This window comes from Salinirussus salinus, assembly GCF_009831455.1.
Classification (GTDB): domain Archaea; phylum Halobacteriota; class Halobacteria; order Halobacteriales; family Haloarculaceae; genus Salinirussus; species Salinirussus salinus.
Map to the genome: position 1 here is coordinate 181,802 of NZ_WOWO01000002.1, position 17,149 is coordinate 198,950.

Genomic DNA, 17,149 nt, shown 5'->3' on the forward strand with positions numbered 1-17,149 from the left:
CCGGGTTCGGGTCACTCCCCGGTCTCCTCGTCCGCAGGCGCGCCCTCGCCCTCTGACGGGTCGCGCTCGTCGCCAGGGTCGCCGTCCCGGGGGGGTCCGGACCCGCCTGCAGCGGGGTCGTCGGTGCGCCAGGGAGGACGCCCGCCGACCGCCCGCCGCGCGACGAGGCCGGCGGCGAGGACGGCGCCCCCGAAGAGCACGAACGGGCCGAGGCGAGCGGCCAGAAGCACGGCCCCGTACAGCAGGTCACCGAGCGCCCCCACCGAGCCCAGGAACGCCGAGACGGGCGAACTCCCGGCGTCGTCCTCAGCGTCCGCTCCGGGTTCTGGCTCGCGCAGCTCCACCCGGAGCGTCGAGAACGCGACGCGGTTCTCGAGTGCGCGTCGCTCTGCCTCCAGCCGCTCGATCTCGGACTGGACCGACGAGAGCCGCTCCTCGACGCGCAGGAGTTCCTCCGTCGAGTTCGCCCGGTCGTAGAAGGAGCGCAGCCTGTCCCGGCGCTCCCGCAGGTTCGTCAGCCGCGCCTCCAGGTCGACGAGCTGGTCGGTGACGTCCTCGGTTTCGGTCCCCTCGCTCAGCACGGTCCCGCGCTCCCTGGCGTCGGCGAGCGCGTCGGAGAAGCGCTCGGCGGGCACCCGGACGACGACGTAGCCGGTCGTCCACGAGCGGTTGTCCCGGGTGTTCCGGGTCGAGCCCGACTCGCTGACGTAGCCGCCCAGACTCCGTGCCCGGTCCGCGACGGCCGAGCGCGCGGCCTCGAAGTCCCCGACCCGGAGTTCGACGGTCCCGGTCCTGATGACCGCCCTGTCGACCTGTGCCTGGCCGGCGACCGCGTCCCCACCGCCGGCCTCGGCGCCAGCGTCACCGCCGGCCGGCCCGTCCGCCCCGTCGGCACCGCCGCCACCGCCGTCGCCGGCGTTGGCGGCCCCGCCGCCGCCCCCGAGCGACCCACAGCCCGCCAGCACCACCAGGGCGACGAGCGCGACGGTCGCGAGCCCGCGTGTCCGGTCCATGCTCGGACTGATCCGACGAGCGACACAAAAAAGAAGCGTAAGGCCGGACGGTCGTTTGACCCTCCGGGCTGCCGGTCCGGACCCTCGTCCCCAGGGCCGAACGCAGGCGCAGTGACCGGGTCCCGCTCAGGGCCAGTCGTCGGGGAATTCGTCCCGGTGGTTCTCGATCAGGACCAGCAGCGGCGCGATGTCCCCCCAGTTCGGACCCTTGCTTATCTTGTTCGCCTCCCGGTCCCACTCGATGAACCCCATCTCCTCGAGCTTCGGCAGGTGGTTGTGGACGATGTCGAGCTCGAGCACCTCCGGCTCGATATCCTCCGAAACCACGTTCAGCGGGTCCCGGTCGTCGTCGTCCTGGGGGTTGTGTCTCAACAGTGAGAGAAGCAACTGGCGCCGGTAGGGACTGGAGAGCGCATCGAAAATGTCGTCCACTGTTGAAGGATCCAACACGGTCGACCAACAGGCCCCCGACCGATACGCCTGTGGCATGGCACACCATGGGAGCTCTTGTCGCCCCGCTCCGCTCCGATAGTGACCGCGCGCCCACCCGTTCCGGGCGAGAACGGGACGAGCGGGAAAACCGGTCGCCACCCCCCTTCCCTCACTCGCCGACGGTCTCCTCGACGACCGCGACCTCCTCCTCGGTCAGCCCGTAGAGGTCGTAGACGATCTCGTCGATCAGGTCGTCCGTCCGCTCGATCTTCGCCTCCAGTTCGTCGGCGCGGGCCCGCGTCTCCCGATAGCTCGCAAGCCCCTCGCGGACGTCCGCGACCGCGGGCAGCGTGAGCGCGCGCAGGCGGTCGACCGGCGAGTTGGTCTTGGTGGCGGTCTCCCGGAAGCCCGCGAAGCCGCCGGCCTCGTCGACGGCCACCGGGACAAAGGCCTCCACCAGGTCGGCCTCGGTCTCGCTCAGGTCCGTGACCCGCAGCGCCGGCAGCGGGTCGGTCTCGGTGTAGCCCCACTGGTCCGTTTCATACGCATCCTCGTCGTCGGGCTTGTACCGCGCCGTCAGCCGAACCGTGACCGTCGTGGGTGACTCGCGGGCCACCGTGGCCTCCCCGACCCGGAGGTTGGGGTACTCCTCCGCGGTGGCCTGGAGGATGGAGTCGGCGGCCCCCTCCGGTGGCTGGGTCAACCCCGCGTCCGCGAGGGTCTGGCCGTCCGAGTACGAACCGAGGTGGTCTAACAGATTATCATTGAGATTCCGTCGCTGTACCGTCAACTGCTCTATTTTCTGTACTTTCTCATCTATGGATTCGTAAGTCGATGAGTCATACACCAGCGGTAGTTTTCTGATATGTTCCGGAAAGACGTTCAACTGTCCGCTGATAGCTTGCATGTAATAATAATGCATCAACGACGAATTGATGATGCCGAGGACAGACTTGGCCTGTACATTCTGGGATCGCTCTAAATCATCGGAGTAAATCGTCGTATCCCGGTCGTAGACCATGGACTCGTCCGAATCAGAAGCTGGCCGAGTGTGCTCAACGATTTCGATGCCGCGTGCAGAGAGAGTGCTGTCATCAGCTTCTACTAAATCGGCTTTGGAAATGACGTTGACAACTGAATCTTCAGTATAATACTGTTCTTCATCGATGGCGGCTACAAGACCGTTTGCTCCAGCTACCTTCCGAATACACACTTTTGTATTCTCGAATAGTTCGGGAAATGCCGGCCTGTGTAGCTCTTGCCGGTCATACCATAGATATCTGCCATTGTACGAGATTGAATATCTTGAGATGTCCGCTCCCTTGATCAATTCGACGACCTCGCCCTCCACATCAGAGGGGTATTCGTCGAAAACAAACCGGCTGGCGTTCCCAGGCTGGGCTCCCCAGCTCGCATAATATAATCGTGAGAGAGGAAACGAATTCTCCCGAATCGCCCTCAGCATATCGGGGGTCTTCTCAGTCCAATCAATGCGGATCTGTGCACCTGGTAGACGTTGATACTCTGCAACAGGGAGGTGGCACCGCTCAGTCACTCCTGACTGATTCATCACATCAATACCGATAGTCGTAGCCTGTCCTCCCGATTGAGAGATATACACGACGGGCGCATTCGTGGCATCATCGAAAACGTTCTGCTCACGTAGATCCAGAATCCTGTGAATGTCGCCATCATCGAGAACGGTCTCGCGCCAGACGGAGGCGTACGACTCTGTTAGGATCTTATCGGGCACAATATAGGAATAATAGCCGCTGGTCCGGGCCAGCGAGCCGGCTAATTCGGAGAATAGCACGTACAAATCAAACCGCCGAAAGGCTGTCTCGTACGTGTCCTTGAAATAGGTGGCTTGGTCGTCTGGGATTCGAATGATATTGACATACGGCGGATTTCCAGCTATGGCATCGAACCCTGCACCCTCCATCCGCTCCCCGTCCTCGCCGAAGAAGACCTCGGGGAACTCCAGTTCCCAGTGGAAGAAGTCCTCCTCGTCGGCCATCGCCTGCGCGCTGGCGAACCAGTCCCGCTCCTGTATGTCGGCCCACGCATCGTCATCCTCGATGGCGCCGGCCATCTCCTCGTAGACGCCCTCGGGGACGTCCAGCCCGAACTGCTCGGCGGTGTGGACGTTGGCGACCTCGAACAGCCGCCGATATAATGGATCGGCGCGGATCTCCCCGTAGATCTCCTCCATCGACTTGATGTCCTCGAGCGTTTCGTTGTCGATGGCCAGCAGGTCCTGCATCAGCTCCATGACGTGGCCCAGGGTCTCCTGGCGGGCGCGGGCGAAGGCCTGCCCGAGGGTGAGCTGCCCGCCGCCGTCCTCCGGGTCCTCCGAGAGCACCTCGGTGATGTCCGAACCCACGAGCGAGTTCCCGGTCTTGAGGTGGTGGTCCAGGAAGGCGAGCGGCTGGTCGGCCGCCAGCGTCTCCAGCCACATCGACAGCTTCCCCAGCTCGACGGCCATCCCGTTCACGTCGACGCCGTAGATGCACTCCTTGGCGATCTCCCGGCGGAGGTGTTGCTCGTCGTAGGACTGGATCTCCTGCTCGCGGACGACCTCCATCACCCGCTCGGTCAGGTAGCCCGTCGCGCTCGTCAGGAAGTGGGCGCTTCCCATCGCCGGGTCCAGGATCTGGAGGTCCTTGACGGCCTGCCAGAACCGCCGGAAGTACTCCCGGTCGCTGGGCTCCAGTCCGTCCGCGCGCAGGTCGGCCTCGATGTCTTCCAGCAGGGGGTCGACGGTCTCCTCGACGATGTAGGAGACGACGTAGTCGGGGGTGTAGTAGGCGCCCGTCGCCTTGCGCTCGCCCTCGTCGTTGACGACGTACAGCTCCCCTTCCTCGACGGTCTCGACCGCGTCGGCAACGCTGACCTCCGTGGCGGGCTTCCAGACCTGTCCGCCGTCGGCGGCGACCGCGGCGTACTGCTCGGGGGCGATCCGGAACTCGTGCTCGAGGAGCCCTTCGTAGATGCTCCCGAGGTGGCGGGTGTCCAGGTCGGCGTAGTCCGCGAGGACGAACGACCCCTCACCCGCTCCGTCCCCCGCGGCGCCCGCGCCGTCGGCCTCCGTGGTCCCCAGCCGGTAGATTACCTCCGCGATGTAGCGGTCCGCGACCTCGTGCTCGGCGAGGAACTCGTGTTCCTCGGGGTCGAAGAGGCCGCCGTTGTACGGGGGGATCCCCAGCGACTCCTCGCCCTCGTCGACGAGGCCGAACAGGTCCTCAAGTCGCCCCCAGATCTGGGTGGCGAAGCCGCTGTAGTCCTCGAAACTGTCGCCGGACTGGATGTCCTCGTGGACCTCCAGCCGGAGCTGGTCGAGGCTGAAGTGCTCCTCGTACTCGGCCTGTTTGGCGGGCTCTTCGGGGTGGATCAGCCCCCTGGACTCGGCGTAGAGGACGAACATCAGCCGGTAGAGGAGCACGAGCGACTGCTCTTTCAGCTCCCGGCGGGCAGCTTCGTCGTCGGGGTCGATGTCGAGGTCGTTGGTGTGGACGAAGCCCTCCCCCAGCACCCGCAGGGCGGTGAAGACGTTGTCCTGCAGGTCCTCGCCCAGCTCCTGGGCGGCGGTCTCGCTCTCGTTCCAGACCCGGTCCAGAAAGGAGGTCCCCGCCGTCTCGCGGAAGGCCGCCGGCCGGAAAAAAGCATAAAAATACTTGAACTCCTCCAGGCTCCCCGACTCCAGCAGTTCCGGCAGGTCGACCTCGTAGTAGGTCTCGGTGGCGTAGTCCTTGGTGCCGTAGAGGCGCCACTTCTTGCCGTCGGTCAGCACGCCCCACCGGAGGTCCTCGGGCGTGCGCTCCAGGTAGTACTTGACCTGGTGTGAGGCGTCCCGGTAGGAGCGGGCCTCGTTGAACCGCGCCGAGAAGTCCGCGCCCCACTGTTTGGCCTCCAGGACCGCCGCCGCGCGGGCGTACATCGCCTCGGCGTTCCCGTCCCGGCGCCGCGCGGCGCCCTCCCGGCGGGCTCCCTCGGACTCGAACAGGAGGCGGTCGTTGTAGCCGCCGCCGTCGGGTAGCGTCGGCTCCGAGAGCGAGCCGAAGCCGAGGGTGTCGAGCACCTCGTCGACCCAGGCGGCGAGCAGTTCGTCCTCCTTGTACCCCGCGACGAGGTCCCCTTCCTGTGCCCACAGCTCCCGCAGCGTCTCGAAGGCGGCCTCGGCCTCGCTGTCGCAGTCCCACCCCTCCAGGTCGTCGACGCGCTCGTCGAGGTAGTATCCCGAGAAGAGGTTCGAGTTCCGGTAGGGGGCTGACCCGAGGGTGGCCTGGCTCATTCGTCCCTTGGAGCGCACGAGGGCAACGGTATCAATCTTGGGGAGCGCCCGGTAACGGCGGACTACCGCGGGGCCTGCCCGTAGATCAGGTCGCGCTGGATGGCGTTTGCCCCCTCGTAGATGACGGGGATCCGGACGTCCCGATAGATGCGGGAGATCTTGTTCTCGTTGAGCACCGACCGGCCGCCGTGCAGGGACATGCCGGTCTCGGCGCAGTCCATCGCGGCCTCCGTGGCAGTGGCCTTCGCGAGCGCGGCCCAGTAGCCGGGGTGCTCGCCGTTTTGCACCTTCTCGACGGCGCGCCAGGTCAGCGCCCGGGCGGACTCGAAGGCCATCCGCATCTCCGCGAGGTCGTGCTGGACGGCCTGGAACTCGCTGACCGACTGGCCCCACGCTTCCCGGTCGTGGACGAAGTGGCTGGCCTCCTCGATGGCCGCCGCGCCCAGCCCGAGCCCGTGGCCGGCGACGACCACGCGGCCGTGGTTGAAGAACTCGAAGAGCATGTAGAAGCCCTGGCCAACCTCGCCGACGACGTTCTCCTCGGGGACCCGGCAGCCCTCCAGCGTGATGTGGGCCTGCTTGGAGGCCCGAAAGCCCATCTTCTCGGGGATGTGCTCGGCCTCGTAGCCCGGCGTGTCGGTCGGGACGATGAACATCGAGTAGTCGTCGTAGCGGTTGCCCGTGTCCCCCGTCTTCGCGTACACCGTGACCCAGTCGGCCTCGACGCCATTGCCGATCCAGTACTTCTCGCCGTCGAGGACCCACTCGTCGCCGTCTTTCTCGGCGCTGGTGGTCATCCCGCCGAGGTCGCTGCCGGTCTCGGGTTCGGAGACCGCGAGCCCGGTGATCTGCTCGTTCTCGGCGACGGGGCGGATGTACTCCTCGATCTGTTCCTCGGTGCCGTACTCGTAGGTCATCTCGGCGCCGAAGCTGGCCAGCTGCAGGGAGAGGGCGATGCCGGCGTCGGCGCGGTAGAACTCCTCGGCCAGCGCCAGCATCTCCGGCAGGTCGAACCCGCGGCCGCCGTACTCCTCGGGGATGTCGGGCGCGACCAGGTCCGCCTCCATCCCCGCCTCCAGCACCTCCCAGGGGTACTCCCCCGATTCGTAGTGGGCCTCGGCGGCGGGCTCGATGTGTTCCTCGGCGAACTCGCGGGCCTCGCGTTTGACGTCCCGTGCGTGTTCCGGCACGATGGACTCGTCGAGAAGGTCCATGTCCCCTGTTGGGGCTCGGCAAGCAAAAACACGAGGAACGCCGACCCCGGGCGGGACGCGGTCGGCACGGGCGGCCCGGCTCCCGAGACGGGACTCAGTCCCGCCTGACCGAGACCGCGACGCCCTCCCCCAGCGGCAACAGCGCCGTCTCGAACCCCTCGGCCTCCCGGACGTGGCCGAGGTAGTCGGCGATCCCCCGGCTGGCATCGCTCGCCTCGACGGACTCCCCGGACAGCAGCGCGAGCACGTCCGTCCGGTCGATGGGGCCGGCGGTGACGGCGTTGTCCGCGAGCACCAGCCCGCCCTCCCGGACCTTCTCCCGGACCGCCTCGAAAGCCTCGACGTACCGGGACTTCTCGTTGTCGACCAGGACCACGTCGAAGGGCCCCTCGTACTCGGTGACAGTTTCGATGGCGTCGCCGTGCTCGAAGCGTGCCCGGTCGGCCAGGCCGGCGCGCTCGAAGTACGTCCGGGCGTCCTCGAGTTCATCGCGGTCGACCTCGGTCAGGACGACCTCGCCGTCGGCGGGCAGCTCCCGCGCGAACCAGTAGGCGGAGTAGCCGAAGCCGGAGCCGAACTCGAAGACCCGGCGGGCGTCGACGACGCGAGCCAGCAGTGCGAGCCACCCACCCACGGCGGGGCCGACCGTCGGGAACCCCTCCCGCTCGGCGCGGGCGTCCATCTCCTCGACCAGCTCGTCCGGTTCGGGCCCGACCGCCTCGGCCAGGGCCGTGACTTCCTCCGGGAGGACATCTGACATATCCGGCCTGGCGGGCGCCGTGGGCTTACCGGTTGCGCCCGGCCGCCTCGACCAGCGCCCGGACGCGCTCGCGCTCGACGGGTGCGGCCGTCTCGCCACCTCTCTTCAGCGCCGTCCCGACGACCAGCCCGTCGGCAAGCTCCAGCAGGTCCGCGGCGTTGTCGGCCGTGACGCCGCTGCCGACGAAGACGGGCACGTCGCGGGTGGCATCGTCCCGGCCGTCGAGCACCCGGCGCAGGTGGTCGCCGTCGGCCGCCTCGCCGGTCGTCGGCCCCGACACCACGAGCCCGTCGGCCAGCCCCCGGTCGACCGTCTCCCGAGCCAGCCGCGCGAGGTTGCGGTCGGCGACCGCCCCGGAGTGTTTGACGGCCACGTCCGCCAGGACGGCCACGTCGGCGTCCAGTCGCTCGCGCAGCCGGAGCGTCCCGTGGGCCCGCCCCTCGAGCACCCCCTGGTCGGTCGCGCGGGTCCCGGTGTGGACGTTCACCCGGACGAACGACCCACCCGTGGCCGCCGCCACCGAGAGGGCGGCCTCGGCGTCGTTCCTGAGGACGTTCACGCCGTGGGGGAGGTCCACCTCGCCCGTGACCGACTCGACGACCGCCGCCATCTCCGCGACGACGTGGGCCGGGACCGACTCGGGGTGGTAGGGCGCGTCGCCGTAGTTCTCCACGAGGACGGCGTCGCAGCCACCCTCCGCGAGGGCGGCCGCGTCGGCGCGCGCCCGCTCCCGGACGGCTCTCCTCTCGCCCCCGTACCCCGGCGAGCCGGGCAGGGCCGGGAGGTGGACCATCCCGACCACCGCCCCCTCGCGTCCGAAGACCGCCTCGACGTCCATGGCCGGCCTTCGCCCCGACCGGACTAAACCCTGGCCCGTCCGCGGTCACAGTTTCCGTGAGATATTGACACGCAAATTTCAACAAAGCTTACTATCACCTGGCGCCAACCTCACAGTTGCGCGGGAAGTCATCCGGGCCAACTGGACGGTCCGTCGAAGACCGATAGGGAAGCGACGGGCTGGGAACGCCTCCCGAAATCATAAGGGCGGTGGTCCGAAGGAGAACCGCACCACACCGACGCCGTCCCTTCCGGAGGGGGCGGAGGAAGGCCAACTACCGCCGGCCGGGAAACCGGCCGGTGGGAACCCGGCAACACGCCGGCACAGCCGTAACGGACGTGGGGAAAACGTCTCCAGTCCGGGTCCGGGTGGTTACCGCGCACCCATTCATCTCCGACATTCCGACCGCGAGCCACGGGGCCGTCCCGACCGCTGCCCCGACGCGGTCTCCTGTCACCCGGCGTAGTCGGGTTCGTTACCGGGCTTCCACTTGATCGAGCAGCCACGGGAGGCTTTGAATCCGGCGTCGACCTCGCCGCCGGCCAGCAACGTCTCGATGTGTCCCTTCATCTCGCGCTCGGTGGGCTCGTCGTCGGGGTTGAGCGCGTCGTCCAGCCGGCCGTGGTAGGCCAGCCGGAAGGTCCCACTCACATTCTCGAAGAGGAACGGGTCCGGCGTGCAGACGGCGCCGTAGGCCGCCGCGACCTCCTGGCTCTCGTCGCGCAGGTAGGCGTCGTACCGGACGTCGCCGCGCTCGACGTACTCCCGCATCTTCTCGAAGGAGTCCTCCGGGTACTCCTCCTCGTCGTTCGGGTTGACCCCGACGACGGCCACCTCGTCGTACTCCTCTGCCAGGGCGTTCAGCTCGTCGAATTTCGCCTTCGCGTACGGGCAGTGGTTGCAGGTGAAGACCACCAGAAGCGCCTCGCGGTCCGCGAACTCGGAGAGTGCGTGGGTCTCGCCGTCGGTGCCGGGTAGCTCGAAAGCCGGTGCCTCGTCGCCGCGCTCCAGAACTTCCTCGGAGTCGAGTGCGACCATACCGCACCTTCGGGCGCGCCATCCTTCAGGGCAGCGCTGACCTGTCGAGGCAGCGCCGGCCTGCCTGCCTGCCGGGTCGCGGCTCAGCCGGTCGCCGTCAGGTACACCGCGACGATGGCGAGGACGATCCCGGCGCCGCGCCGGAGGGTGAGCGTCTCGTCGAGCAACACCACACCCGCCGCCGAACTCGTGACGATGAACATCGCGAAGATAGGGACGACGATGCTCACCGGCCCCAGCGAGAGCGCCCGGTAGTAGGCGATGATCCCGACCGCGAGAAAGAGCCCGGCGGCGTAGACGTAGGGGGTCTTCGAGTGTGTCAGGAAGTCCACGGCGCTGTTGTCCGACACGGCGACGAGCCCGCCCGCGACGGCCACGAGGATGAGGTTCGAGAGCAGTACGGCCACGTCGCTTGGCACGTCCGTCAGCGCGATCTTCATCAGCGGCGCGACCATCGTGTAGCTCGCCATCCCGAGAAGCGCCCACAGCACGTAGTTCATGGCCCGGACTACGCCCCGAGGGGGTTTCAGTCGCTACGGTTCGGTGCGGGCCCGGTTCCGGCGCGCAGCGCCCCGCCTACCCGAGTTCGATGACGTGCTCGCGGTCGGCGCCACAGCTCGGACAGACGTGGTGGTAGACGACCCGCCGGCCGTCGGTCTCGCTGGTCCAGTTGCCCGCCTCGTCGACGAACCCGCAGGCCGGGCACTTCTTCTCGGTCGTCTCGTACCGGCGCCGCAGCCGCTCGAGTGCCCCGCCGCCGGTCGTGTCATACGTTGCCATGTAGCAATGTTTCCGGTCCCGACGCATAAATCTCGCGCCGTGGTCGCCAGCCGCCGGCGAGCGGTCGCATCTCCGGGCGCGGAACCGGCGGCCGGCGCCGCGGGTGGCGGCGGACCGACAGGATTTTGTTCGCGCTGGGGTCCCTACAGGTATGAGCAGCCACAGCGACGTGCTCGGCATCCTGCGGACCGACGCCCGGACCTCCGTCGAGGACATCGCCCGTCAGACCGGCCTCGAGGAGGACGACGTCGAGGAGGTCGTCGCCGAACTGGAGGCCAGCGGCGTCGTCAGAGGGTACCGGGCGGTCGTCGACTGGAAGCGCGTCGAGGACGAGCCGGTCCGAGCGGCCGTCGAGCTCAACGTCACCCTGGACCGCGAGACCAGCTACAACGAGGTCGCCGAGCGCGTCGCCAAGTTCCCCAAGGTGGAGTCGCTGCACCTCGTCAGCGGCGACTACGACCTCCTGATGGAAGTCGAGGGGGAGTCGATGAGCGAGGTCTCCTCGTTCATCTCGGAGAAGGTGGCGCCCGTCCCCGAGATCACCCAGACGGTCACCCACTACGTCATGGACACCTACAAGGACGAGGGCATCGAGTTCGGCGACGGCGAGGACGACGACCGGCTCTCGGTCTCGCCATGAAGCCGGCCGACCGCGTCGAGCGCGTCCCGCCCTCCGGGATCCGACGGTTCTTCGAACTCGCCGAGGAGAAGGAGGACATCATCTCGCTGGGCGTCGGCGAGCCCGACTTCTCGGCCCCGTGGGCGGCCCGGGAGGCCGCGATCACCTCCCTGGAGCAGGGCAAGACCTCCTACACGGCCAACCGGGGCCGTCGCGAACTCCGGGAGGCCATCGCCGACGACGCCCGCGAGCGCTACGGGCTGGATTACGACCCCGACGAGGAAGTGCTGGTGACGGCGGGCGCAAGCGAGGGGCTGGACCTCGCCTGCCGGGCGCTGGTCGACCCCGGCGACACGGTCGCGGTCGCCCAGCCCACGTACGTCTCCTACGTCCCCGCGGTCACCTTCGCCGGCGGAGAGGTCTGTGCGGTCCCCACCCGCCCGAAAGACGAGTTCAAGCTCACCTACGAGCGCCTCGAGCGGGCGGGGGCGGCCGACGCCGACGCGCTGATGTACTGTTACCCGAACAACCCCACCGGCGCGACGATGACCGGTGACGAACTGGCGGAGGTGGCGGAGTTCGCCCGCGAGCACGACCTGTTCGTCCTGTCGGACGAGATCTACGCCGAACTCACTTACGAGCACGAGCACACCTCCATCGCCACCCTGCCCGGGATGCGCGAGCGGACGGTCGTCTTCAACGGGTTCTCGAAGGCCTACGCGATGACGGGCATGCGGCTGGGCTACGCGCTCGGTCCGCCGGAAGCGGTCACGGCGATGAACCGGATCCACCAGTACACGATGCTCTCGGCGCCGACCACTGCCCAGTACGCCGCCATCGAGGCCCTGGAGAGCTGCGACGGGGCGGTCGCGGAGATGCGCCGGGAGTACGACCGCCGGCGGAACTTCGTGCTCTCGCGGTTCGACGAGCTCGGGGTGGACTGTTTCCCGGCCGGCGGGGCCTTCTACGCCTTCCCCGAGGTGCCCGGCGGCGACGCGGAGGCATTCGCGGAGGGGCTGCTGGAGGAGGAGGGCGTCGCGGCGGTCCCCGGTGGGGTCTTCGGCGAGGGGGGTGCGGGCCATCTGCGGGTCTCCTACGCGACCGGGCTGGGCGAGCTCAAGGAGGCGCTCGCCCGCATCGAGAGCTTCCTCGACTGACGGGTCGGGGCCCCGGCCGGTCTCGGACGGGTAGGAACTCCTTTCCGGACGATCCCCCCTGTATCGTCTGATTTCGCCGGATCCACTCGCTGAAATCGGGGGACAATCTTTTTGACGCGGCACATGTAGGGAGGCCTTAATGGCAACCGACGAGACGGGGGGCGAGGAGGGCCAGTCGGACCCGGAGGCCGACCCGGACTCGGCGGCCGAATCGGAGCTGGAGTGGGGGTCGACCCCGGGGTCGAACCCCGACCGGGCGGCTGACACGGAACGGGAGGGCGTCGCTCCGGAGGACCCCCGGGTGGCCGTCGGGGAGTACTCCTGGACCGACCTCCGTCGCGAGACCGACGGCGAGGGGTCGCTCGACCGGGCGGAGTATCTCGGGTTCGACCCCGCGGACCTCGGGGACCGCCTCCGCGAGGCAGCCGGCGCTGCCGCAGACCTCGACGACCACTTCCAGGCGTTCTGTGACCCCGAGACGACCCCGGTGGTCAAGGACACCTACAAGTGGGAACACTTCAAGCGGGAGTACTACTACGAGGCCGGCGGCGCGCTCCCGCGCAACCAGGCCGGCGAGCAGATCCCCTTCGAGCCGGCGGGATATCTGGGATTCGACCCCGCCGAGACCGAGCCACGGCTCTCCCGCGGGCAGGACGCCGCCGAGACACTCGCCGACATCGTCGAGGAGCGGACCGTCAACGTCAGAGAGGAGCTCGACGAGGACGACTTCTTCTCGACCCGGGAGGGCTACTGCACGGTCGTCGACCGCTACGACCTGGAGAAGGCAGTCCCGATGGAGAAGAAGACCCACTTCTACGAGGAGGACCGTTACTGGGTGAACAAGCCCTACGCCTGCGTCGTCATCTTCCACTCCCGGAAGGAAAACGAGCGCAAGTACTACGTCATCGAACCGTACAGCAACGAAATCGAGGAGCGGCTCCGCGATTTCCTCTCGCGGAAGCTCAAGACTGCGATCAAGTACTCCGAGGACGACGTCGTCGTCCAGGGCAGCGACACCGACAGGGCGCAGGTCATCCAGCGGGAGGCCGAGAACCTGCTCAACCGGTACGACCTCTACGACGGCACGACGGTCCACACGAACGGGAGCGGCGACGAGGAGGACGGGATGCTGGCACAGCTCAAGGGGATGCTCGGGATGAACGGCGCCGAGAGCGAGTCGACCGGTGGCGAACTCGAGGGGATCGCCGTCCGCCCCGAGCCGGCGATCCTCGAGGACGACCCGGAGACGCTCACCGAGTACCAGGTCGAGAAGCTGCTGTACCTGCTCAAGCGCAACTTCATCGGCTACGCCCGGATCGATGCGGTCAAACACGACATCAACGTCGAGGACATCTCCTGTGACGGCTACAACTCCCGGGTGTTCGTCTACCACACCGACTACGAGCAGATCATCACCAACGTCGAACACGGCGAGAGCGAACTCGACGAGTTCGTCGTCAAGCTGGCCCAGCGCTCGGGGAAGGGCATCTCGAAACGCCAGCCCCAGGTCGACGCCACCCTCCCCGACGGCTCGCGTGCCCAGCTCACGCTGGGCCAGGAGGTCTCGGACCACGGCACCAACTACACCATCCGCCAGTTCAAGGACGTCCCCTTCACTCCGGTCGACCTGATCAACTGGAACACGTTCAACCTCGACGAGATGGCCTTCCTGTGGCTCTGCATCGAGAACAACAAGTCCCTCATTTTCGCCGGCGGTACCGCCTCCGGGAAGACCACCAGCCTGAACGCCGTCTCCCTCTTCATCCCCTCCAGCGCCAAGATCGTCTCCATCGAGGACACCCGCGAGGTCGAACTCCCACAGCGCAACTGGGTGGCGTCCGTAACGAGGCCCTCGTTCGGCGAGGACGACAAGGGCGACGTCGACGAGTTCGACCTGCTGGAGGCCGCACTCCGGCAACGGCCCGACTACATCGTGATGGGCGAGGTCCGGGGGGAGGAAGGACGGACCCTCTTCCAGGTCATGTCGACCGGCCACACCACCTACACGACCTTCCACGCGGACTCCGTCGGCGAGGTGATCAAACGGTTCACCACCGAGCCGATCAACGTCTCGAAGACGCTGTTCACCGCGCTGGACCTGGTCTCGATCCAGACCTCGACCCGCGTCGACGGCCACAAGGTCCGCCGGAGCAAGACCCTCACCGAGATCAACGAGTACACCCCCGAGAACGACGAGATCAACGTCCGGGACGTCTACGAGTGGCGCGCGGAGACCGACGAGTTCCTCCAGATGGGCTCCTCGAGCACGCTCGAGGAGATCAAGTTCGACCGCGGGTGGACCCGCGAGCGCCTGGACGAGGAGCTGTTCAAGCGGAAGGTCGTGCTCGCCTACCTCATCCGCAACGGGCTCAACAGCTACACCGAGGTGGCGGCGACGATCCAGGCCTTCATCAACGACCCCGAGACGATCCTGACGGTCATCGCCAACGAGCGCCTGGAGCGGTCGCTGGAGGACCTGCGGGAGATGGAGTCGGTCCAGATCGAGGTCGACCCCGAGAAGGAGGAACTGACGCCGCGGCCGGACCCCGGCGAGGACCTGATGGACGAGACGGCGGAGATCATGGAGAACGCCGAGCCGATGTTCGAGCGCTACCGGGGGATGGAGGCCGGCGACATCGTCAACGCGCTCCAGGGGATTACCGACGAGGAGGCCGGCGAGGAGACGCCGATCCCCGAGACCCCCATCTCGGAGACGCCTATCGAGGAGGGTGGCGGGCTCGGCGACGACCTCGACTTCGGCGAGTTCGTCCCCAAGGCGGGTGAGGACGAGGAGAGCGAGGGACAGCCGTGAGCCTCGACCGTCAGGGTGGCGAGACCCTCGGCGGTGACTCGCTGGGGGCGACGTTTTACCCCCTCTACGACCGGCTGTTCGACGGGGACGGGGAGTTCGTCGCCAGCATCGAGGAGAAGCTCGGCCAGGCGCGGATGGCCGACAACGTGGAGATGTTCCTCTCGCGCGCGCTGGCCGTGGGGACCATCGCCGGCCTCGCGCTGTGGGTGCTCGGCGTCTTCGGCGGCTGGCTGTTCGTCCAGGCCTTCGTCGACCCCGGCACGACACTGATCGGCCTGCCGGTCCCCGAGAGTCTCCTGCCGGTCGTCAACGCCATCAAGGGCCCCCTGCTGATCGTCCTCGCCGGCCTCCTGTTCGGGTCGATCGGCTTCACGATCGGCTTCGGCTCGCTGGTGTCGATCCCCTACTTCCGGGCGAGCGCGCGCAAACGCGAGATCAACGTCCTCCTCTCGGATTCGATCTCCTTCATGTACGCGCTCTCGGTCGGCGGCATGAACCAGCTGGAGATCCTCCAGGCCATGGCCAAGGCCGACGACACCTACGGCGAGGTTGCGAAGGAGTTCCAGTCGATCGTCCTCGAGACCGAGTACTTCGACACGGACTACCGGACCGCCATCCGGAATCAGGCCATCGAGACGCCCAGCGACGAACTCTCGCAGTTCCTGACGGACATGCTCTCGATCATCAACTCCGGGGGTGACATGACCGGCTTCCTGGAGGACCAGAAGGACAAGCACATGCGCACCGCCAAGCAGGAACAGGAGAAGCTGCTCGACACCCTGGAGCTGTTCGGCGAGATGTACATGACCCTCTCGCTGTTCCCCCTCCTTCTGATCATCATCCTCGTCATCATGCAGATGATGGGCGAGGCCCAGGCGATGCTGCTGTACGGGACGGTCTACGGGCTGATCCCGCTGATCGGCGTGGGCTTTCTGGTGCTCGTCTCGACGGTCACCCAGGACAGCATCGGCGACGGCTACATCCGGGCCGACACCGCCGAGGACATCGACCCCCAGCAGGGCGGGATCGGCGTGTTCAACCCCGGCCTGGTCGAGCAGTACACCGGCGACCACGGCGTCTTCGACCGGATCAAGCGCCGCGAGGGGACCCACGAACTCCTCGAGATCCTCCGGGCGCCACACCTCTTTTTCAAGGACCACCCGATGCTGGTGCTGGCGGTAACGATCCCCTTCTCGGTTCTGGTGCTCCTGGGCGCGGTCCTCACCGGGAACGCCCCGCTCTCCTTCGACGGGATGGTCGCCCAGCCCGTCTGGAGCACGTTCATCTGGTTCTACGTGCCGATGTACATCAACTTCCTCCCGCTGGCGGTCTTCTACGAGTGGAACGTCCGCTCGCGGCGGGGCGTACTTGGTAGCCTCTCGGACAACCTCCGGAAGCTCGCAAGCGCCAACGACACCGGGATGACGCTGCTGGAATCGGTCCGTGTCGTCTCCGACACCTCCTCGGGAAAGCTGGCCGATGAGTTCGAGACCATGCACGCCAAGGTCAACTACGGGACCAGCCTCAAGGAGGCGTTGCGGGAGTTCAACAACAAGTACCACATCCCGCGGCTGGCCCGGACAGTCAAGCTCATCGGCGAGGCCCAGGAGGCCTCCCACCAGATCCAGGACGTCCTCTCGACGGCCGCCCAGGCCTCCGAGAACCAGGACGACATCGACCGCGAGCGCAAGGCCCGCACGCGCATGCAGATGGTCATCATCATCATGACCTACTTCACCCTGCTGGGCGTGATGGCGCTCCTGAAGCTGCAGTTCCTTGAGGTGATGGCCGGGCTGGCCCAGTCCGCCGGCGGGTCCGGCGGGGGGAGCGGTGCCAACCCCGCGGGGAGTTTCAGCGGGGTCGACACCGAGGTGCTCTCGCTGCTGTTCTTCCACGCCGTCACCCTGCAGGCCGTCATCTCCTCGTTCATCGCGGGGTACATCCGCAACGTCGAGCTGGTCTCGGGTGTGAAATACGCCGTCGCGCTCTCGACGGTCGCCCTGCTCGTGTGGGTCGCAGTCAGCGCCGTCTCCTCCGGCGAGAGCGGTTCCAGCGAGTCCATGCTCCTGCTGGTCGGCGCGACCGGCCCCGCCGCGCTCCGGGACCTCCGGGCCCGCGTCTCCCGGTTCCGCTCCGACGGGGGCGGGGACGAGGCAGACTCGCCTCGCGGGAGCCGCGAGCGGTCGGCACCCGTC

General features: G+C 67.4%; 12 protein-coding genes and 1 pseudogene. 4 read left to right on the forward strand and 9 right to left on the reverse strand.

Going from position 1 to position 17,149, the window contains the following annotated elements; translation table 11 throughout:
• Positions 1-11: 11 nt before the first annotated feature.
• The 9 genes from GN153_RS04150 to GN153_RS04190 form a co-directional block, all read right to left on the reverse strand.
• Positions 12-1,013, reverse strand: coding sequence for a DUF4349 domain-containing protein (locus tag GN153_RS04150; RefSeq protein ID WP_159900123.1), 1,002 nt, complete (start codon positions 1,011-1,013; stop codon positions 12-14).
• A 126-nt stretch (positions 1,014-1,139) separates the two neighbouring features.
• Positions 1,140-1,445 (reverse strand): ArsR family transcriptional regulator, encoded by a 306-nt coding sequence (locus tag GN153_RS04155; protein WP_159900125.1) that lies wholly within the window; start codon positions 1,443-1,445, stop codon positions 1,140-1,142.
• Positions 1,446-1,614: 169 nt separating this feature from the next.
• Positions 1,615-5,736, reverse strand: coding sequence for an Eco57I restriction-modification methylase domain-containing protein (locus GN153_RS04160; RefSeq protein WP_159900127.1), 4,122 nt, complete (start codon positions 5,734-5,736; stop codon positions 1,615-1,617).
• 62 nt (positions 5,737-5,798) lie between these two features.
• Positions 5,799-6,950 (reverse strand): acyl-CoA dehydrogenase family protein, encoded by a 1,152-nt coding sequence (locus tag GN153_RS04165; protein WP_159900129.1) that lies wholly within the window; start codon positions 6,948-6,950, stop codon positions 5,799-5,801.
• 94 nt (positions 6,951-7,044) lie between these two features.
• Positions 7,045-7,710 carry an O-methyltransferase gene (locus tag GN153_RS04170; RefSeq protein ID WP_159900131.1) on the reverse strand — a complete coding sequence of 222 codons (666 nt, stop codon included), beginning with the start codon at positions 7,708-7,710 and terminating at the stop codon, positions 7,045-7,047.
• A 25-nt stretch (positions 7,711-7,735) separates the two neighbouring features.
• A complete protein-coding gene (locus GN153_RS04175) occupies positions 7,736-8,548 on the reverse strand; it encodes a BtpA/SgcQ family protein (protein WP_159900133.1) in 813 nt (270 codons plus the stop codon).
• Between the two features lie 453 nt (positions 8,549-9,001).
• Positions 9,002-9,586: a thioredoxin family protein gene (locus GN153_RS04180; RefSeq protein WP_159900135.1), complete on the reverse strand. Its 585-nt coding sequence runs from the start codon at positions 9,584-9,586 to the stop codon at positions 9,002-9,004.
• An 83-nt stretch (positions 9,587-9,669) separates the two neighbouring features.
• Positions 9,670-10,086, reverse strand: a complete 417-nt coding sequence (locus tag GN153_RS04185; protein ID WP_159900137.1) for an EamA family transporter — start codon at positions 10,084-10,086, stop codon at positions 9,670-9,672.
• Between the two features lie 76 nt (positions 10,087-10,162).
• Positions 10,163-10,366 (reverse strand): HVO_0649 family zinc finger protein, encoded by a 204-nt coding sequence (locus GN153_RS04190; RefSeq protein ID WP_159900139.1) that lies wholly within the window; start codon positions 10,364-10,366, stop codon positions 10,163-10,165.
• A gap of 151 nt (positions 10,367-10,517) precedes the next feature.
• Between GN153_RS04190 and GN153_RS04195 the strand changes: the two genes are divergently transcribed.
• From GN153_RS04195 to GN153_RS04210, 4 genes and pseudogenes are all read left to right on the forward strand, one after another.
• On the forward strand, positions 10,518-11,006 hold the full coding sequence (locus GN153_RS04195; protein ID WP_159900141.1) for an Lrp/AsnC family transcriptional regulator: 489 nt from the start codon (positions 10,518-10,520) through the stop codon (positions 11,004-11,006).
• Positions 11,003-12,142, forward strand: coding sequence for a pyridoxal phosphate-dependent aminotransferase (locus tag GN153_RS04200; RefSeq protein WP_159900143.1), 1,140 nt, complete (start codon positions 11,003-11,005; stop codon positions 12,140-12,142). The genes GN153_RS04195 and GN153_RS04200 overlap by 4 nt, the downstream gene beginning before the upstream one ends.
• Before the next feature lie 139 nt (positions 12,143-12,281).
• Complete coding sequence (locus GN153_RS04205; RefSeq protein WP_159900145.1) at positions 12,282-14,954, forward strand: type II/IV secretion system ATPase subunit; 2,673 nt, start codon at positions 12,282-12,284, stop codon at positions 14,952-14,954.
• Positions 14,951-16,975 (forward strand): annotated as a pseudogene (locus GN153_RS04210) (type II secretion system F family protein); the annotation flags it as partial. The gene GN153_RS04205 and the pseudogene GN153_RS04210, both read left to right, overlap by 4 nt.
• Positions 16,976-17,149 lie beyond the last annotated feature (174 nt).

Excerpts from the sequence above, each read along its gene's own strand:
- GN153_RS04150 (WP_159900123.1), bottom strand. The coding sequence starts at position 1,013 with ATGGACCGGACACGCGGGCTCGCGACCGTCGCGCTCGTCGCCCTGGTG.
- GN153_RS04160 (WP_159900127.1), bottom strand. The coding sequence starts at position 5,736 with ATGAGCCAGGCCACCCTCGGGTCAGCCCCCTACCGGAACTCGAACCTC.
- GN153_RS04165 (WP_159900129.1), bottom strand. The coding sequence starts at position 6,950 with ATGGACCTTCTCGACGAGTCCATCGTGCCGGAACACGCACGGGACGTC.
- GN153_RS04170 (WP_159900131.1), bottom strand. The coding sequence starts at position 7,710 with ATGTCAGATGTCCTCCCGGAGGAAGTCACGGCCCTGGCCGAGGCGGTC.
- GN153_RS04175 (WP_159900133.1), bottom strand. The coding sequence starts at position 8,548 with ATGGACGTCGAGGCGGTCTTCGGACGCGAGGGGGCGGTGGTCGGGATG.
- GN153_RS04180 (WP_159900135.1), bottom strand. The coding sequence starts at position 9,586 with ATGGTCGCACTCGACTCCGAGGAAGTTCTGGAGCGCGGCGACGAGGCA.
- GN153_RS04185 (WP_159900137.1), bottom strand. The coding sequence starts at position 10,086 with ATGAACTACGTGCTGTGGGCGCTTCTCGGGATGGCGAGCTACACGATG.
- GN153_RS04190 (WP_159900139.1), bottom strand. The coding sequence starts at position 10,366 with ATGGCAACGTATGACACGACCGGCGGCGGGGCACTCGAGCGGCTGCGG.
- GN153_RS04195 (WP_159900141.1), top strand. The coding sequence starts at position 10,518 with ATGAGCAGCCACAGCGACGTGCTCGGCATCCTGCGGACCGACGCCCGG.
- GN153_RS04200 (WP_159900143.1), top strand. The coding sequence starts at position 11,003 with ATGAAGCCGGCCGACCGCGTCGAGCGCGTCCCGCCCTCCGGGATCCGA.
- GN153_RS04205 (WP_159900145.1), top strand. The coding sequence starts at position 12,282 with ATGGCAACCGACGAGACGGGGGGCGAGGAGGGCCAGTCGGACCCGGAG.